This is a genomic window from Pseudomonas sp. MWU16-30323 (genome assembly GCF_020515595.1).
Taxonomy (GTDB): Bacteria; Pseudomonadota; Gammaproteobacteria; order Pseudomonadales; family Pseudomonadaceae; genus Aquipseudomonas; species Aquipseudomonas yamanorum.
Genome location: NZ_JAIWYM010000012.1, coordinates 77663 through 94301, shown reverse-complemented (window position 1 = coordinate 94301; position 16639 = coordinate 77663). Strand labels below are relative to the sequence as shown.

Sequence of the window (16639 nt, the reverse complement as noted above, 5' to 3'; positions counted from 1 at the left end):
TTATGCCCTCTCGCCACGGATCGATACAGCCGGGAAGGGGTATTGCTCGTTGCGTTCAACCCAATCCATGAAATCGGCGCGGGCGCCGGGGAAGCCGATCATGGTCCAGCCGACCATGCCTTTGTTGCCACCGTGGACCGGGTCGCAGAAGAACCCTTCCTTGGTGTTTTGCAGCAACAGATTGAAAAAAATCTTCGGCGGTACGCTGTCGAATTGCGCGTCGCCAGCCTCCAGGCGCTGCAACAATTTGTCCTGGGTAGCGCTGTCTTGCTCGGCAAATAACTTACCGTTCATCGCTTTCGACCAGGCATCCGTGGCAGCAATGCCCAGGCGATAGATCTCCTTGGGCACCAGTTTGCTCTGCCAGCCCATTTCAGGCGGCGCGTCGGCATTGAACGGGCCTTGCATGAACCACAGGGCACCCGCCGCGTAGGGCGTGTTCATCTGACGATCAATGTATTCCGGCGCGCCGGCTTCCAGGGCGCCTGGGCCTTGGTCGTCCGCCGGGATCAGGCGGGCAACGGCCGCGTTGATAAACGCCCATTCCTCGGCAGTGAAATAGCTCGGCTCATAGGCCTTGCTGCTGACAGGTGCCTTTTCAGGGCTGGCTTGGGCCGGCTCGGGAACCGCCATCAGCATCGAACCGCCCAGGCCCGTGCTGGCGACAGTGACCACGGGGATCAAGGTCAAGGATTTGCGCAAAAACTCACGCCGGGGGTTGTCTTGATCTTGATCAGACATGGTGGCACCTCATCATGTGGTCACGGATTTATCAGCCGCTTCGGGGAGCGGCTTATAGTTTTGGCAGCAAATGGGATCCAAAGGACCCAAAAAGGATAGAACACGGCAGAAATCAATAGTTACAAAGGATAGCAGGCTAAGGATCGAGGGGAATCGATTCAGCGGGAAAAAAATAGCGGGCGTTCACGTTTCTTTGACGAGTGCCTCACGAGACATTGATCCCCTGTAGGCGAATCTGTGCCCCATCAGCCATTTCCCTATTCGGTTACATCGCCCATGTTCAATCACCAATTGCTGCCTGCCATCAGCCTGGCATTCATGGCGCTGTTTACCACCGTCCAGGCGCACGCCGACGACACTGCTTCCATTCGCTCACTGGAATGGGCGCAGCCCGTGGGAAGCCAGTACAACCTGTATCAGATGTCGCCCACCCTCTATCGCAGCGCGCTACCGGATAGCAGCGCCGTTCCTGTCCTGGAAAAACTCAAGATCGGTACGGTCATCAACTTCCTGCCCGAATCTGATGCCAACTGGCTGAAGTCGTCTGATATCAAGCAAGTGCAACTGACCTACCGAACCAACCATGTTGACGACACCGATGTACTGGAAGCCCTGCGCGCCATTCAGGACGCACAAGCCAACGGCCCGGTGTTGATGCATTGCAAGCACGGCTCGGATCGCACCGGGTTGATGGCGGCGATGTATCGAGTGGTGGTTCAGGGGTGGAGTAAAGAGGAAGCGCTGAACGAAATGACCCTCGGTGGCTTTGGAGCCAGCAAAGGCTTCAAGGACGGCGTTCGCTACATGATGAAGGCGGATATCGACAAGTTACGCACGGCGTTGGCCAATGGCGATTGCAGCACCAGCGCCTTTGCACTGTGCTCGATGAAAAGCTGGCTGAATACCGCGGACAACGCCAAGGACGCGACGGCAGAAAAAACCGCCCTGGTGATCGCCCCCTGAGCCATCAGCTCAGGGGGCGCATGCCGGTCAGTCTTTTTTCAGCTTCGGATTGGGGAAGAACTGCACCGCCTGCACCTTGGGATCCGGTACTTTCAACGCCGATGTATTGACCCGCGTGCCCAATTCCTTGGGCACTGACAGACCTTGTTCATTCAGCGTGTCGGAATAGCCGCAAGCCACACACTCGCGATGTGGCACATCGTCTTCGCTCCACATCATCAACTTGTCCGGCTCGCTGCACGCCGGGCAGACTGCCCCGGCGATAAAGCGTTTTTTGGTTTTCACAGGCGCTTCACTCATGCTGCCGCGTCCTCACTCAGGCCGCTGTGGCGCAAGAGTGCGTCAATCGAGGGCGCACGTCCGCGGAAGTCGACGAACAGCACCATCGGTGCCTGGGAACCGCCACGGGCCAGGATCGCCTCGCGGAACGCCCGGCCAGTCTCGGCATTGAGCACGCCGTCTTCTTCGAACTTGGAGAAGGCATCCGCCGACAGCACTTCCGCCCACTTGTAGCTGTAGTAACCCGCAGCGTAACCGCCCGCGAAGATATGCGCGAAGCTGTTGGGGAAGCGGTTGTAGGCGGGCGGGCGCATCACCGACACCTCATCACGCACGCCTTCCAGCACCTGCAGCACACTGCGGCCATCGCCGTGGGTAGCGTGCAGCTCGAAGTCGAACAGCGAGAACTCCAACTGGCGAACCATCATCAGGCCGGACTGGAAGTTCTTCGCCGCGAGCATTTTTTCCAGCAGGTCCTGAGGCAGCGGCTCACCGGTTTCATAGTGGCCGGAAATCAGCGCCAGGCCTTCCGGCTCCCAGCACCAGTTCTCCATGAACTGGCTTGGCAACTCCACCGCATCCCAGGCCACGCCGTTGATGCCGGACACGCCAGCGTGATCGACACGGGTCAACAGGTGGTGCAGGCCGTGGCCGAATTCGTGGAAGAGTGTGGTCACTTCATTGTGGGTCAGCAGGGCAGGCTTGCCGCTGTCGGCCGGGGTGAAGTTGCACACCAGGTTGGCCACCGGGCTTTGCAGCACGCCATCAAGGGTGCGGCGACGGTCACGGGCGCCGTCCATCCAGGCCCCGCCGCGCTTGTTGGCGCGGGCGTACAGGTCGAAGAAGAAGCGGCCGACGTGCTGGCCGTTTTCCTTGATTTCGAACAGGCGAACGTCCGGGTGCCAGGTGTCGAAGCCTTTCTGCTCGGCGATCTCGATGCCGTACAGGCGCTGCACGATAGCGAACAGGCCACTGAGCACCTTGTCGATCGGGAAGTAGGCGCGCAGGGCTTCCTGGGAAACGCTGTAGCGCTGTTCACGCAGTTTTTCGCCGTAGAAGCCGCTGTCCCAGCTTTGCAGGTCCGGGCAGCCTTGTTCGGCGGCGTAGACCTTGAGCTGTTGCAGGTCCTGGGTGGCAAACGGCTTGCTGCGCTGGGCCAGGTCTCGCAGGAAGCTCAGCACCTGGTCGCTGGACTCGGCCATTTTGGTGGCCAGGCTCAGTTCGGAGAACGAGGCGAAACCCAGCAGTTGAGCGAGTTCCTGACGCAGGTCGAGGATCTGTTCCATGACCGGGCCGTTATCGTTCTGACCGGCATTCGGGCCTTGGTCCGACGCACGGGTGCAGTAGGCGGCGTAGATTTCTTCACGCAGGGCGCGGTCGTGGGCGTAGGTCATCACCGCGTAGTAGCACGGGAATTCCAGGGTGATCAGCCAGCCGTCCAGGCCTTTGGCCTGGGCAGCCGCCGCCATTTGCGCCTTGGACGAATCGGTCAGGCCGGCGAGGGTCGCTTCGTCAGTGACGTGCTTGGTCCAGGCCTGGGTGGCGTCGAGCAATTGGTTGGAGAACTTGCTGCCCAGTTCGGAGAGTTTGCTCTGCACTTCGGCATAACGTTTTTGCTGCTCAGGCGGCAAATCGATACCCGACAGGCGGAAGTCCCGCAGGGAGTGTTCCAGAATGGTTTTTTGCGCCACGTCGAAGCCGACGGCTTCCGGGCTGTTGGCCAGGGCTTCGAAGGCCTGGAACAGCTCGCGGTTTTGGCCCATCTCGGTGGAGTAGGCGCTCAATGCCGGCAGGCAAGCCTCGTAGGCTTCGCGCAGCTCGGTGCTGTTGCACACGGCGTTCAGGTGGCTGACCGGGCTCCAGGCGGCGCCCAGGCGGTCATTGAGTTCGTCCATGGCCAGGACCAGGCCGGCCCAGGTCGGATTTTTACCCTGGCTTTGCAGGATGCCTTCGATGGCGACGCGGTTGTCGGCGAGGATCTGTTCGATGGCCGGCTGTACGTGCTCGGCACGGATCGCCGAGAACGGCGGCAGGTCGTAGGGCTGCAGAAGAGGGTTGTTCGCGCTCACGGTGGGCACCTTGGCTGAAGAAACATGTAAGAACAAAGATGGGGCCATCTTAATTACAATCAACGCCCACCGCAGCTATCAGCAGAAGAGAGAGAGCCTATCGTGACCCTTCGCACCTACCAGAATCACACGCCGGCCTTGGCCGCCGGGGCTTTCGTCGATGCATCGGCGGTGGTGATCGGCGACGTCGAAATCGGCGCCGACAGCTCGGTATGGCCGCTGACGGTGATCCGCGGCGACATGCACCGCATCCGCATCGGGGCGCGCACCAGCGTGCAGGACGGCTGCGTGCTGCACATTACCCACGCGGGGCCCTTCAATCCTGATGGTTTCCCGCTGTTGATCGGCGACGATGTGACCATTGCCCACAAAGTCATGCTGCATGGCTGCACGGTAGGCAGCCGGATTCTGATCGGCATGGGCAGCATTGTGATGGACGGCGCCGTGGTGGAAGACGATGTGATCATCGGCGCCGGCAGCCTGGTACCGCCGGGCAAGAAACTCGAGAGCGGTTTTTTGTATGTCGGCAGCCCGGTTAAACAAATCCGCCCGCTGACTGACAAGGAGCGGGCATTTTTCACCTACAGCGCCGCGAACTACGTAAAGCTCAAAGACCTGCACCTGGCCGAAGGCTTCGACCAATGACAAGGACACCCATGCATTACCAGACCGTTCTGTTCGACCTCGATGGCACCCTCACCGACCCGCGCGAAGGCATCACCCGCTCGATCCAGTACGCCCTCGCCAAACTGGGGATCGACGAGCCGGACCTGACCAAGCTTGAGCACTTCATCGGCCCGCCGCTGCTGCAAGCCTTCATGCAGTTCTATGGCTTCGACGAAGCCAAGGCGTGGGAGGCGGTGAATTTTTACCGCGAGCGCTTCAAGGTCACCGGCCTGTACGAAAACCGCGTATTCGACGGCGTGATGCCGCTGCTTGAGGACTTGAATGGCCAGGGGCGCCAGCTGTATGTGGCCACGTCCAAGCCGTGGGTGTTCGCCCGTGAAATCGCCCGGCATTTTGATTTCGCCAAACACTTCAAGGTGATCTACGGCAGCGAGCTGGACGGCACCCGCACCAACAAGGTCGAGCTGATCGCCCACCTGATGGCCGAAGAAGGCCTGGACCCGGCCACCACCTTGATGATTGGCGACCGCAAGCACGACCTGATCGGCGCCCGCAGCAATGGGCTGGATGCGGCGGCGGTGGGTTACGGGTTTGGCAGCCGTGAGGAGCTGAGTGCCGAAGCACCGACCTGGCATTTTGAAACATTGGCCGAGATGCATCAGGCGTTTTTGCAACGGCCTTGAATGCGCTGTCGCAGGCAAGCCAGCTCCCACATTTGATCACGGTTGGCCAAGACAACTCAGTCAAATGTGGGAGCCGGGCTTGCCCGCGATGAGGCCCTACCGGCCAACCACTTGCCCGGATCCCTCCAACGCCTTCAGGGCCGCCTTGCGCTGATCCACCGGCAACCCGCCCAGCTTCTCCACCGCCGCAAAGAACTTCGGCCAATCCCCGCCTTCCTGCCGGAACAACGCGGCGAACGCCGGTACCCACTGGTCATACAGGCCAAACGGCAACAACCTTGCGTTGTTCATCGGCAAGTTCATCCAGGCGTCGTAGCGCTTGTCACCACCCCACTGGCTATCACGCATTTGCCGATAGTCACTGCGCAGGCGCTCGAATTCGGCCGCCTTGGCCTGGCGCATGGCATCGGCCGCCAGTGGCTGCGCATACAGTTGCTCCAGGCGCTTGCGGGTATGGAGCACCAGCCGGGTGAACTGGTCGCGCTGTTTCAACGCTGACTCGCTGGCAGGCGGCAAGCCTTGGGCTGCGCGCCATTGCCGGGTGCCTTCCTGCTCGACGAAGGTGGCGTACGACTCGTTGAACTCGGTGTCGTCCTTCACATAAAACCGCTGGTGCGCCAACTCATGAAAAATCAGCGTGGCCAGGCGCTCATCGCCCCAGCTCATCATCGAACTCATGATCGGGTCATTGAACCAGCCGAGGGTGGAGTAGGCCTCCACGCCACCAATCGACACGTCCATGCCTTGCTGCTTCAGCAACGCCGCCTGGCCGCGTGCGGCGCCCTGGTTGTAGTAACCGCGATAGGCCACGCACCCGGCAATCGGGAAGCAGTGAGTCTGCGGCGACAGGGAAAATTCCGGCGTGGCGAAGACGTTCCAGACCACATAAGGGCGGCCAATGTCCGCATACAAACGGTAACTCTGGTTGTCCGGCAGGTGCAGGTGCTCGCTGGCAAAGGTGCGGGCTTTCTGCGACTGCGCCAAGTGGTCCCGCAGCACCTGTGGCCGGGACGGGTCGGCGATGACCTTGGAGACCGGCTCCCGGGCACGCAGCAATTGCCATTGGCCGTCTGCCAGTTGGCTGTAATAACTGACGCTGGAGCAGCCACTGAGCAACAGCAGCATCAAGCCGGGAAGCAAACGCCTGACCATTCAAACCTCTCGCCGGTAACTATCCCGCCAGACTATCTCGCCTGTGGGGAATTTTTCCATGGCGTGGCGTGTTTATACTCATAGGGAGCGTGCTGCCGAACGCAGCCGCTTAAAAAACCATTCCTACCGTTGAGTGCTTAACATGCGTCAGCTACTGCTTCCCATCGCCGCAGTCTTTCTCAGTGCCTGCACGTCGACGCCGCTACCGGCGGTTGATCCGCAACAAGCCTGGGTCGACTTCGCCACCCCGACACCCGGCGCCAAGCTGGTGATGGCACAACGCCTGGACGGAAAAAACCTGAACGACGGGCGCTTCTTCCAGGTGCCGCCTGGCAGCCATGAACTGATGGTGCGTTTTGATTTCGAGGTGCCTACCGGCGGCAGCTTCGGCGGAATGGGGCAAACCACCGACCGGACCTGCTTCATGACCCTGCAATACGACCGTTTCGAGGCAGGCCAGCGCTATCGCCTGGAAGGGCGCTCACTGGGCTACAACCCGAATATCCGGCTGTACAACAAAGCGGGTCAGTTACTGGCGCAAGAACGTAGCGTCAACTGCATCTGATCAGTCGTTGTTCTTCTGGTAGACGATAGCCTTGGTGCCGAACTCACACGTGCCTACAACCATGGCGCTGTCGTGCTTGTCGGCTTCTTCCTTGCTGACGATTTCGAGGGTGTAGGACGGAACGGCATTCGCCTGGATTTTGACCTCAATCTCTTTCCTGAGCTCTTCACAGTCTTTCGGCGCGGCCAGCGCCGACGTGGCCAGTGCACCGCAGATAACCGCCAAGGCAATACGTTTCATGTGTGAAGCTCCCTGAATGCACGCGCACGAGTGTGCGCTAAGTCTGCAATCGGCTATTCGACCACATTTGCACCTGCAGGAGCGAGCAAGCTCGCACCTGCAAGAGGGTTGCATCAACTAATCAGCGTGCCATCCAGGGTAATGGTTGCATTCAGTACCTTGGACACCGGGCATCCTTCCTTGGCCTTTTTGCTCAGTTCATCGAACTGCGCCTGGCTGGCGCCTGGGATCTTCGCCTTGAGAGTCAGGTGCACAGTAGTAATCGCAAAGCCACCGTCCACTTGGTCCAGGGTCACTTCGGCCTGGGTGTCGATGCTGTCGGCCTTGAGCCCGGCGTCGCCGAGAATCATGGAAAACGCCATGGAGAAACAACCGGCATGGGCTGCGCCGATCAGTTCTTCAGGGTTGGTGCCCTTACCCCCTTCGAAACGGGCCTTGAAGCCGTAGGGCGCTTCGCGCAGCACGCCGGTTTCCGTGGAAATGGAACCCAGGCCAGTCTTCAGGTCGCCTTCCCAATGCGCGGATGCTTTTTTAACGATACTCATAGCGGTCTCCTCGAACGGTGGTTTTGCGTTAGTAAGGGTTCTGAGGATAGACGCCACGGCAAAGTTCATCTTGTCGGAGAAACCTAGCAATTAAGTAGGAAATTTCACCATCGCTATTGAATCTCGGGTATATGCCCTCATTGCATAGACATGCACATGAAGCGGCAGGTTTTGGTTCGTCTTAGAAGCCTGCGCCCCCATTGGAGAAGCAGGCTTATGAAATCGCTGTCCGACGTAAAATTCTCGACCCTCGACCTCGTGCCAGTGCGCGCCAACGGCAGTCCGGCGCAGTCGCTGCGCAATTCCCTGGACCTGGCCCAGCACGTGGAAAAATTCGGCTACAACCGCTTCTGGGTGGCCGAACACCACAATATGGACGGTATCGCCAGCTCGGCGACCTCGGTATTGCTGGGTTATCTGGCGGGCGGCACCTCGACGATTCGTGTCGGTTCCGGTGGCGTGATGCTGCCCAACCACGCGCCGTTGGTGATCGCCGAGCAATTCGGCACCCTGGAAAGCCTATATCCGGGCCGTATCGACCTGGGCCTGGGCCGCGCGCCCGGCTCCGACCAGATCACCGCCCGCGCCCTGCGCCGTGAACGCTCCGGCAGCGCCGATGATTTCCCGGAAGACGTGGCTGAACTGATGGCCTACCTCGGCCCGCGCACTCCGGACCAGCGAGTGATCGCCGTACCCGGTACCGGCACCAACGTCCCTGTATGGCTATTGGGTTCCAGTCTGTTCAGCGCGCAACTGGCAGGTGAGCGCGGTTTGCCCTACGCCTTTGCCTCACATTTCGCACCGCGCCTGATGCATGAAGCGATTCGCGTCTACCGCAACCACTTCAAGCCTTCGGCCGTGCTGGACAAGCCCTACGTGATGCTCGGTATCCCGCTGGTAGCCGCCGACACCGATGAGCAGGCCGACTACCTGGCCACCTCGGTGTACCAGAGAATTCTCGCGCTGATGCGTGGGCAAAGCCTGGTGCAGCGCCCGCCGGTCAAGACCATGGACGGCCTTTGGCTGCCCCATGAAAAAGACGCTGTAGGCAGTTTCCTTGGCCTGGCCATGGTGGGCAGCCCGCAGAAGATCCGCGCCAAGCTGGAAGTGCTGGTGGAGCAGACCGGCGCTGATGAGCTGATCTTCACCTGTGACCTGTACGAGCACGCCGACCGGATTCATTCCTACGAGCTGCTGGCCCAAATCATGAAGGGGTGAATCTCGGAGTGAGGCGGGACGCAGAGCGTCCCAGGCTACATTCCCACGCGGAGCGAGGGAACGATCAAAAAAAACCGACGCACTTGCGTCGGTTTTTTACGTCTGCAACACGGGATCACCCGCGCTTGTAGACGATTTCCTTGGTGCCGCCTTCGCAGCTACCCACTACCTTGCGATCGCTGGCAGCGCCTTTATCCACTACCTCCAGCGAATAATGCGCAACACCCTTGGCATCCAGTTTCGCCGCGATATCGCTTTTCAGCTCTTCACAAGGCTTGCCCGCCGCCAGGGCTGTGCCCGCAATGCTCAACAAACCTACCGCCAACAAAAAGTTCTTCATCCGTCACTTCCTTGGGTTGATCGAAAGGAAGCACGTCGCCGCTCGTCACGCCGACGTGCCTAAAGGTTGTAGCGGAGTTTATGGCAATCGGCCAGCGCGCAAGTTCAACCGGCTCAGTCAACTACTGGCAATTCGGAACCCCACCTTGAGGGTGACCTGGAAATGCGCGGCCTTGCCGTCCTTGATATGACCGCGGGTTTCGGTCACTTCAAACCACTCCAAGTGCTTGATGCTCTTGTGGGCTTCAGCCAGGGCATTGTTGATGGCGTCCTCGATGCTGGTGGTGGACGAGCCCACCAGTTCGACTTTCTTGTAGGTGTGATGATCACTCATAAGGTTTTCTCCTGGGGTCGTTAATGAAGCCTAGCAGTGAATTCTCGTACTGCTTCTGGCGACTATTCCCATATGAAAGTTCAGATTTACTGCACTTTCTGAAACCGCCGCAGTCGGAAACAACACACGCCACTCAATCACTCCAGGAGAGCCCACATGGCCAACACCTCTTTACGCAAAGCGTCATTGGAAAGCATGGAAGCCGAGATTTCGAGCCTGCTCAAATCTCTGGAAAGCCTCAAGGACGATGCCTCTGACGAGTCGCGAAAAACCTTGAAGGCCCTGAAAAGCAATGCCGAGAACGCCCTCAAGCATTCCCGTCACCTGATCAGCGATGCTTACGAAGAAAGCAAAGTCAAAATCCGCGAAACCGGTGTAGCGACACGGGACTACGCGCAAGAGCACCCATGGACTACCGCTGGCGTCGCCGTCGGCGCGCTGGGTCTGTTGGCGGCTTACTTGCTGTGCAAACGCGGCGACTAAACGTCCTGGCGCTTAAGCTCAGCCTTGAGCCACTGCGCCAGTTGCCGGGCGCGCCCATCTGCGGCGCGCTTGGGTAGCCACAACGCCAGTTGCGCCGGGGTTTCACTGAAACCCCACGGCGCAACCAGGCGACCCGCTCGCAGGTCCTCTGCCACCAGCGGTTCTGGCGCAATCGCCACCCCCAGCCCCGCCACCGCCGCCTCCAGCAAATAATACAAATGCTCGAAACCCTGACCGTACTTCAACGCGCCAGCCTCGATCCCATGGTGCTGCGCCCAACTGGGCCAGGCTTGTGGGCGTGATGTGGTGTGCAACAGGGTTTCATTCAGCAGGGCTTGGGCAGGTGCCTGGCGCAAACGCTCGTAATGGGCAAATCGCGGGCTCATGACCGGGCCGATGCGCTCACTGGCCAATTCGTACACCTGCATATCCGCCGGCCACGGCGGCTCGGCGAACACCAACAGCGCATCCAGCCCGGGGCGGCGCGGGTCGAGATCGCCTTCGCCCGCTGACAGGTGCAGGCGCAAATCCGGCAGATCGGCGTTCAGGCGCCCTAAACGCGGAATAAACCAGCGTGCCAGCAGACTGCCGGAGCAGCCGAGCACAAACGGCGCATCTGCACTGCTTTGTGTGAGTTCGGCGCAGGTGTCCCTCAGACGCTCGAACGCCTCGAAACTCGCATCCCGCAGACGGACACCGGCATCTGTGAGTTTGAGGCCGCGCCCATCCTTGACGAACAGGCTGACGCCAAGGTGTTCTTCCAATACCTTGAGCTGCCGACTGACCGCGCCATGGGTCACATGCAGCTGCTCAGCGGCCTGGCTCACACTGTGCAGGCGTGCGGTCGCCTCGAATGCGCGCAAGGCGTTCAGCGGTGGTAAGTCTCGGCTCATCTGTGAGTTTTCCTGACAGGTTGTGGCGATCTTATCGGTTTTCACGTGCAAGCGTCAGGGGTAGAGTGACCGTCATTGCCTCTTACACATTTTCTACCTGGAGCGTCCCATGACTCAGACCCAGACCGATTTACGCAACGGCCCAGACGCCAATGGCCTGTTCGGTTCGTTCGGCGGCCGCTACGTGGCGGAAACCCTGATGCCGTTGATCCTTGATCTGGCCCGCGAATACGAAGCGGCCAAGATCGATCCGGCCTTCAATGAAGAACTGGCGTACTTCCAGCGCGACTACGTCGGACGCCCAAGCCCGCTGTATTTCGCCGAACGCCTGACCGAGTTCTGCGGCGGCGCCAAGATCTACCTCAAGCGCGAAGAGCTGAACCACACCGGCGCCCACAAGATCAACAACTGCATCGGCCAGATCCTGCTGGCACGACGCATGGGCAAAAAGCGCATCATCGCCGAGACCGGCGCCGGCATGCACGGTGTGGCCACGGCCACCGTCGCCGCGCGTTTTGGCCTGCAATGCGTGATCTACATGGGCACCACCGACATCGAGCGCCAGCAGGCCAACGTATTCCGCATGAAGCTGCTGGGCGCTGAAGTGATCCCGGTAGTCGCTGGCACCGGCACCCTGAAAGACGCGATGAACGAAGCCCTGCGTGACTGGGTCACCAACGTCGACAGCACCTTCTACCTGATCGGCACCGTGGCCGGCCCGCACCCGTACCCGGCGATGGTTCGCGACTTCCAGGCGGTGATCGGCAAGGAAACCCGTACCCAACTGCAAGCCCAGGAGGGCCGTCTGCCCGACAGCCTGGTAGCGTGCATCGGCGGCGGTTCCAACGCGATGGGCCTGTTCCACCCGTTCCTGGATGACACCAGCGTCGAAATCATCGGCGTTGAAGCCGCTGGCTACGGCATCGAGACCGGCAAGCACGCGGCCAGCCTCAACGGCGGTGTGCCGGGCGTGCTGCACGGCAACCGCACCTTCCTGTTGCAGGACGACGATGGCCAGATCATCGACGCCCACTCGATTTCCGCCGGCCTCGACTACCCGGGCATCGGCCCTGAACACGCCTGGTTGCATGACATCGGCCGCGTCCAGTACACCTCGGTGACCGACGACGAAGCCCTCGACGCCTTTCACAAATGCTGCCGCCTGGAAGGGATTATTCCTGCACTGGAAAGCGCCCACGCCCTGGCTGAAGTGTTCAAACGCGCACCGACCCTGCCGAAGGATCACCTGATGGTGGTGAACCTGTCCGGTCGTGGCGACAAAGACATGCAGACCGTGATGCACCATATGGAACAGTCTCAGCAGGAGAAACACTAAATGAGCCGCCTGCAAACACGTTTTGCGCAACTGAAAGAACAAAACCGCGCCGCCCTGGTGACCTTCGTCACCGCCGGCGACCCGGGTTATGACACCTCGCTGGCGATCCTCAAGGGCTTGCCGGCGGCCGGCGCCGACGTGATCGAGCTGGGCATGCCGTTCACCGACCCGATGGCTGACGGCCCGGCGATTCAACTGGCCAACATCCGTGCACTGACCGCCAAGCAGAACCTCACGAAAACCCTGCAAATGGTTCGCGAGTTCCGCAAGGACAACAGCGATACGCCGCTGGTGCTGATGGGCTACTTCAACCCGATCCACATGTACGGCGTGCCACGCTTCATCAGCGATGCCAAAGAAGCCGGCGTCGACGGCCTGATCGTGGTCGACATGCCTCCGGAACATAACGGCGAGCTGTGCGACCCGGCCCAGGCTGCCGGTATCGACTTTATCCGCCTGACCACGCCGACCACCGACGACGTGCGCCTGCCGACCGTGCTCAACGGCAGCTCCGGGTTTGTGTACTACGTCTCGGTGGCCGGTGTGACCGGTGCCGGCGCCGCGACCCTGGAACACGTCGAAGAAGCCGTGACGCGCCTGCGTCGGCATACCGACCTGCCGATCAGCATCGGTTTTGGTATCCGCACCCCGGAGCAGGCCGCTGCAATCGCCCGCCTGGCAGACGGTGTGGTGGTGGGTTCGGCACTGATCGATCACATCGCCAATGCCAGCAACGATCAACAGGCCATCGACGGTGTATTGACCCTGTGTTCAGCGCTGTCGGAAGGTGTACGCAACGCACGTAAGTAAGCGCCTCGTAAGCCGTAGGTAAAGTTTCTGATACAGAGGAATCATGCTGGCAAATCAGCACCTAAACTGACAAGACCAAGGGATTTCGAACCCGGTTCGAAATCCCTTTTTGTTGTTTGTGCAGTTGAGGAAACCCCTGATGAAGATGCCTAAACGTGTGATAGCCGGTCTGGGTGTGCTGTTGCTCGGCGCCAGCGCCCTGGTGCAAGCCGCACCGTACGACCAAGGTGGCGGACCTGACCGTGGCGGCCCTCAAGGCCAACAGAACGATCACCGTGGCGATGACCGCCGCGGGCCCCAGGACAATCACCGTGGCGGGCCTCCTCAGGACTTCGGCCCTGTTCGGCAAGTGATCCGCGATAACCATGGCGACTTCCGCCGTGGCGCACCGCCGCCTCCCGGCATCCACCTGGTGCGCGGCCAGCGCCTGCCGCCGAACTACTACGGCGAGCGCCTGGACCCTCGGGCCCTGTCGCACCTGCCGCAATACCCTGGCTACGAATGGCGCCGCTCGGGCGGGGACATCGTGCTGATCGCGATTGGCACCAGCATCGTCTACCAGATTCTGGATGGCGCGCTGTACTAGAGCCGGACTGCTTTTGTGGCGAGGGAGCTTGCTCCCGCTGGGCTGCGCAGCGGCCCCAAAATCCTGGGAGCGCTGCGCACTCCAGCGGGAGCAAGCTCCCTCGCCACAGATACTTATCAGTCCTCTAAAGTTCGATGCGCTCGACCTTGCCCACCAACAAGATGTACGAAAGCGCCCCCAGCAACGCCAGCACCGCGATATAGGTAATCGCCGGTGCAAATGAATCCCCTGTCGCCAGAAAGCCAATCACAATCGGCGTGGTAATCGCCGACAGATTGCCGATGAAGTTAAACACCCCACCCGTCAGCCCCAGCAATCTCGCCGGCGCCAGGGTCGACACCAGCGACCAGGTGATCGACGCCAGGCCATTGCCGAAAAACGCCACCGCCAGAAAGGCAATCACCCACGCCGTGGAGTCAACAAAGTTGGCGCCGATGATCGCCGTGGAGATCAACAGCCCGCCAATGATCGGCAACTTGCGCGCAAACCCTACCGACGCTCCCCGGCGAATCAGCCAATCGGAAAACACCCCCGAACACAGCACCCCGACAAACGCCGCCAGAAACGGCAGCGACGCCAGCAGGCCGGACTTGATGAAGTCCATGCCGCGATATTTCACCAGGTAGGTCGGAAACCACGTCAGGAAAAACCACAGCGTGGAATTCAGGCAGAACTGCCCCAGGTAGATCCCCCACAGCTTGCGCTTGCTCAGGACGATGCCGAGGTCGACCCAACTGAACGGTGCCTTGGCCGCCTGCGCCTGGATATCCACCAAACCGCCACCTTCGCGGATCAGCTCGATTTCCGCCGCATTGGCGCCTTTGAAATCCCGTGGCTCGCGGTACACGGCGTACCAGATCAACGCCCACACAATGCCCACGCCGCCGGTGGCGACAAACACCATGTGCCAGCCAAAAGCGTGTTGCAGCCAGGCCAATACCGGCGTGAGAAACGCCAGCCCGACAAACTGCCCGGAGGTGTAGACGCCAATCGCCGTGGCTCGCTCACGCTCAGGGAACCAGGTGGTCACCACGCGACTGTTGATCGGATAGGCCGGGGCTTCCAGGGCACCCACCGCCATGCGCAATACGAAGAGCGCGATGAAGCTGGCGGCGAAGCCGAGCATCACCGTAGCCACCGACCACAGCAGCAGGGCGACGCTGTAGAGAATGCGCGGCGGCACCCGGTCCACCAGCCAGCCGCCGGGAATCTGCATGGCGGCGTAGGTCCAGCCGAACGCGGAGAAGATCAGCCCGACATGCACCGGGTCGATCCCCAACTCACTGGTGAGGGCCGGGGCGGCAATCGACAAGTTGCTGCGGTCCAGGTAGTTGATCACCACAGTGATAAACAGCAGCACCATGATGAAGAAGCGCTTTCGGCTGGGCGTGACTAAAGAAGCCTGCCCGGTGAAGGACTCGGATTGCATGGGGGTTGCCTCTTCTTATGGTTATTGAGGACAGGTCTTACTGAAGAAACGCGATCCCTGTGGGAGCTGGCTTGCCTGCGATAGCGGAGTGTCAGTGCCGCAGATGCAAGCTGACTCACCGCTATCGCAGGCAAGCCAGCTCCCACAATGACGGTGTTTCTTCAGGAGGAAATCACCACTCCGCAAAGCTGCCGTCGGCATGGCGCCAGATCGGGTTGCGCCAGCGATGCCCGATGGCCGCGCGCTCGATCACGTATTCCTCGTTGATCTCGATGCCCAGGCCCGGCCCGTTGGGGATCTTCACGAAGCCCTGGTCGTAGTCGAAAACACCCGGATCACGTACGTAATCCAGCAGGTCGTTGCTCTCGTTGTAGTGAATGCCCAGGCTCTGTTCCTGGATGAACGCGTTGTAGCAAACCGCGTCCAGCTGCAGGCACGCCGCCAGGGCAATCGGGCCGAGCGGGCAGTGCAGGGCGAGGGCTACGTCGTAGGCTTCGGCCATGTTGGCGATCTTGCGGGTTTCGGTGATACCGCCGGCGTGGGACGCATCCGGCTGGATGATGTCGACGTAGCCTTCGCTGAGCACGCGCTTGAAATCCCAGCGCGAGAACAGGCGCTCGCCAAGGGCAATCGGGGTGCTGGTGAGCGGCGCCAGTTCTTTCAGTGCTTCGTAGTTTTCACTGAGCACCGGTTCTTCGATAAACATCAGTTTGTAGGGGTCGAGTTCCTTCATCAGCACCTTGGCCATGGGCTTGTGCACCCGGCCATGGAAGTCGACGCCGATGCCGACGTTGGGGCCTACCGCATCACGCACGGCGGCAACGTTGGCCAGGGCCTGGTCGACTTTTTCGAAGCTGTCGAGGAATTGCAGTTCTTCGGTGCCGTTCATTTTCACCGCAGTAAAACCACGGGCCACGGCTTCCTTGGCGGCGCGGGCAGTGTCGGCCGGGCGGTCGCCACCAATCCACGAGTACACGCGGATCTTGTCGCGCACCTGGCCACCCAGCAGGTCGCTGACCGACACGCCGAGGGCCTTGCCCTTGATGTCCCACAGCGCCTGGTCGATACCGGCGAGGGCACTCATATGGATCGCGCCGCCACGGTAGAAACCGCCGCGGTAGAGCACCGTCCAGATGTCTTCGATATTGCGTGGGTCTTTACCGATCAAGTAGTCGGACAATTCTTCGACGGCGGCAGCCACGGTGTGGGCGCGGCCCTCGACCACGGGCTCGCCCCAACCAGTCACGCCCTGGTCGGTTTCAACCTTGAGGAAGCACCAGCGCGGCGGGACGATGAAGGTGGTCAGTTTGGTGATTTTCATCTTCTTATCTCTCTTGTAGATGGAGA

At 60.6% G+C, this 16639-nt stretch carries 20 protein-coding genes; 9 read left to right on the top strand and 11 right to left on the bottom strand.

The window, feature by feature from the left end:
• Complete coding sequence (locus LIY45_RS16250) at nucleotides 1–741, bottom strand: gluconate 2-dehydrogenase subunit 3 family protein (RefSeq protein ID WP_017477951.1); 741 nt, start codon at nucleotides 739–741, stop codon at nucleotides 1–3.
• A gap of 276 nt (nucleotides 742–1017) precedes the next feature.
• On the opposite strand from LIY45_RS16250, the gene LIY45_RS16245 reads away from it, so the two are divergent.
• The gene (locus tag LIY45_RS16245) at nucleotides 1018–1704 is read left to right on the top strand and encodes a dual specificity protein phosphatase family protein (protein WP_226476911.1); all 687 of its coding nucleotides are present in this window, start codon (nucleotides 1018–1020) and stop codon (nucleotides 1702–1704) included.
• 27 nt (nucleotides 1705–1731) lie between these two features.
• Here the strand turns inward: LIY45_RS16245 and LIY45_RS16240 are convergent, their stop codons facing one another.
• Together LIY45_RS16240 and prlC are read right to left on the bottom strand one after the other, a co-directional pair.
• Nucleotides 1732–2004, bottom strand: a complete 273-nt coding sequence (locus tag LIY45_RS16240; protein ID WP_226476910.1) for a YheV family putative zinc ribbon protein — start codon at nucleotides 2002–2004, stop codon at nucleotides 1732–1734.
• Nucleotides 2001–4100: an oligopeptidase A gene (gene prlC, locus LIY45_RS16235; protein ID WP_226476909.1), complete on the bottom strand. Its 2100-nt coding sequence runs from the start codon at nucleotides 4098–4100 to the stop codon at nucleotides 2001–2003. The genes LIY45_RS16240 and prlC overlap by 4 nt, the downstream gene beginning before the upstream one ends.
• A gap of 54 nt (nucleotides 4101–4154) precedes the next feature.
• Between prlC and LIY45_RS16230 the strand changes: the two genes are divergently transcribed.
• Both LIY45_RS16230 and LIY45_RS16225 read left to right on the top strand, forming a co-directional pair.
• A complete protein-coding gene (locus LIY45_RS16230) occupies nucleotides 4155–4697 on the top strand; it encodes a gamma carbonic anhydrase family protein (protein WP_169386733.1) in 543 nt (180 codons plus the stop codon).
• A gap of 11 nt (nucleotides 4698–4708) precedes the next feature.
• Complete coding sequence (locus tag LIY45_RS16225; RefSeq protein ID WP_226476908.1) at nucleotides 4709–5362, top strand: HAD family hydrolase; 654 nt, start codon at nucleotides 4709–4711, stop codon at nucleotides 5360–5362.
• Nucleotides 5363–5458: 96 nt separating this feature from the next.
• Here the strand turns inward: LIY45_RS16225 and LIY45_RS16220 are convergent, their stop codons facing one another.
• Nucleotides 5459–6514, bottom strand: coding sequence for an aminopeptidase (locus LIY45_RS16220; RefSeq protein ID WP_226476907.1), 1056 nt, complete (start codon nucleotides 6512–6514; stop codon nucleotides 5459–5461).
• 142 nt (nucleotides 6515–6656) lie between these two features.
• Between LIY45_RS16220 and LIY45_RS16215 the strand changes: the two genes are divergently transcribed.
• Nucleotides 6657–7079 carry a hypothetical protein gene (locus tag LIY45_RS16215; protein ID WP_017477945.1) on the top strand — a complete coding sequence of 141 codons (423 nt, stop codon included), beginning with the start codon at nucleotides 6657–6659 and terminating at the stop codon, nucleotides 7077–7079.
• Here the strand turns inward: LIY45_RS16215 and LIY45_RS16210 are convergent, their stop codons facing one another.
• Together LIY45_RS16210 and LIY45_RS16205 are read right to left on the bottom strand one after the other, a co-directional pair.
• Nucleotides 7080–7319, bottom strand: coding sequence for a DUF1161 domain-containing protein (locus LIY45_RS16210; RefSeq protein ID WP_017477944.1), 240 nt, complete (start codon nucleotides 7317–7319; stop codon nucleotides 7080–7082).
• Nucleotides 7320–7432: 113 nt separating this feature from the next.
• A complete protein-coding gene (locus LIY45_RS16205; RefSeq protein WP_226476906.1) occupies nucleotides 7433–7864 on the bottom strand; it encodes an OsmC family protein in 432 nt (143 codons plus the stop codon).
• Nucleotides 7865–8080: 216 nt separating this feature from the next.
• Between LIY45_RS16205 and LIY45_RS16200 the strand changes: the two genes are divergently transcribed.
• Complete coding sequence (locus LIY45_RS16200; RefSeq protein ID WP_093203330.1) at nucleotides 8081–9082, top strand: LLM class flavin-dependent oxidoreductase; 1002 nt, start codon at nucleotides 8081–8083, stop codon at nucleotides 9080–9082.
• A gap of 115 nt (nucleotides 9083–9197) precedes the next feature.
• Here the strand turns inward: LIY45_RS16200 and LIY45_RS16195 are convergent, their stop codons facing one another.
• Together LIY45_RS16195 and LIY45_RS16190 are read right to left on the bottom strand one after the other, a co-directional pair.
• A complete protein-coding gene (locus tag LIY45_RS16195; RefSeq protein WP_226476905.1) occupies nucleotides 9198–9422 on the bottom strand; it encodes a DUF1161 domain-containing protein in 225 nt (74 codons plus the stop codon).
• Between the two features lie 117 nt (nucleotides 9423–9539).
• Nucleotides 9540–9755, bottom strand: coding sequence for a dodecin (locus LIY45_RS16190; protein ID WP_017477941.1), 216 nt, complete (start codon nucleotides 9753–9755; stop codon nucleotides 9540–9542).
• Nucleotides 9756–9911: 156 nt separating this feature from the next.
• Between LIY45_RS16190 and LIY45_RS16185 the strand changes: the two genes are divergently transcribed.
• Nucleotides 9912–10238: a DUF883 family protein gene (locus tag LIY45_RS16185; protein WP_003170746.1), complete on the top strand. Its 327-nt coding sequence runs from the start codon at nucleotides 9912–9914 to the stop codon at nucleotides 10236–10238.
• On the opposite strand, the gene LIY45_RS16180 is transcribed toward LIY45_RS16185, so the two are convergent.
• A complete protein-coding gene (locus LIY45_RS16180) occupies nucleotides 10235–11131 on the bottom strand; it encodes a LysR family transcriptional regulator (RefSeq protein WP_226476904.1) in 897 nt (298 codons plus the stop codon). The two genes, LIY45_RS16185 and LIY45_RS16180, sit on opposite strands and share 4 nt — an antisense overlap.
• Nucleotides 11132–11240: 109 nt before the next feature.
• Between LIY45_RS16180 and trpB the strand changes: the two genes are divergently transcribed.
• From trpB to LIY45_RS16165, 3 genes are all read left to right on the top strand, one after another.
• A complete protein-coding gene (gene trpB / locus LIY45_RS16175) occupies nucleotides 11241–12467 on the top strand; it encodes a tryptophan synthase subunit beta (RefSeq protein ID WP_010168558.1) in 1227 nt (408 codons plus the stop codon).
• Complete coding sequence (trpA, locus tag LIY45_RS16170) at nucleotides 12468–13277, top strand: tryptophan synthase subunit alpha (protein WP_010168557.1); 810 nt, start codon at nucleotides 12468–12470, stop codon at nucleotides 13275–13277.
• 139 nt (nucleotides 13278–13416) lie between these two features.
• On the top strand, nucleotides 13417–13863 hold the full coding sequence (locus LIY45_RS16165; protein ID WP_063033726.1) for an anti-virulence regulator CigR family protein: 447 nt from the start codon (nucleotides 13417–13419) through the stop codon (nucleotides 13861–13863).
• 124 nt (nucleotides 13864–13987) lie between these two features.
• Here the strand turns inward: LIY45_RS16165 and LIY45_RS16160 are convergent, their stop codons facing one another.
• Both LIY45_RS16160 and dgoD read right to left on the bottom strand, forming a co-directional pair.
• On the bottom strand, nucleotides 13988–15292 hold the full coding sequence (locus LIY45_RS16160; RefSeq protein ID WP_017477938.1) for an MFS transporter: 1305 nt from the start codon (nucleotides 15290–15292) through the stop codon (nucleotides 13988–13990).
• A gap of 172 nt (nucleotides 15293–15464) precedes the next feature.
• On the bottom strand, nucleotides 15465–16613 hold the full coding sequence (gene dgoD, locus LIY45_RS16155) for a galactonate dehydratase (RefSeq protein WP_003213645.1): 1149 nt from the start codon (nucleotides 16611–16613) through the stop codon (nucleotides 15465–15467).
• Nucleotides 16614–16639 lie beyond the last annotated feature (26 nt).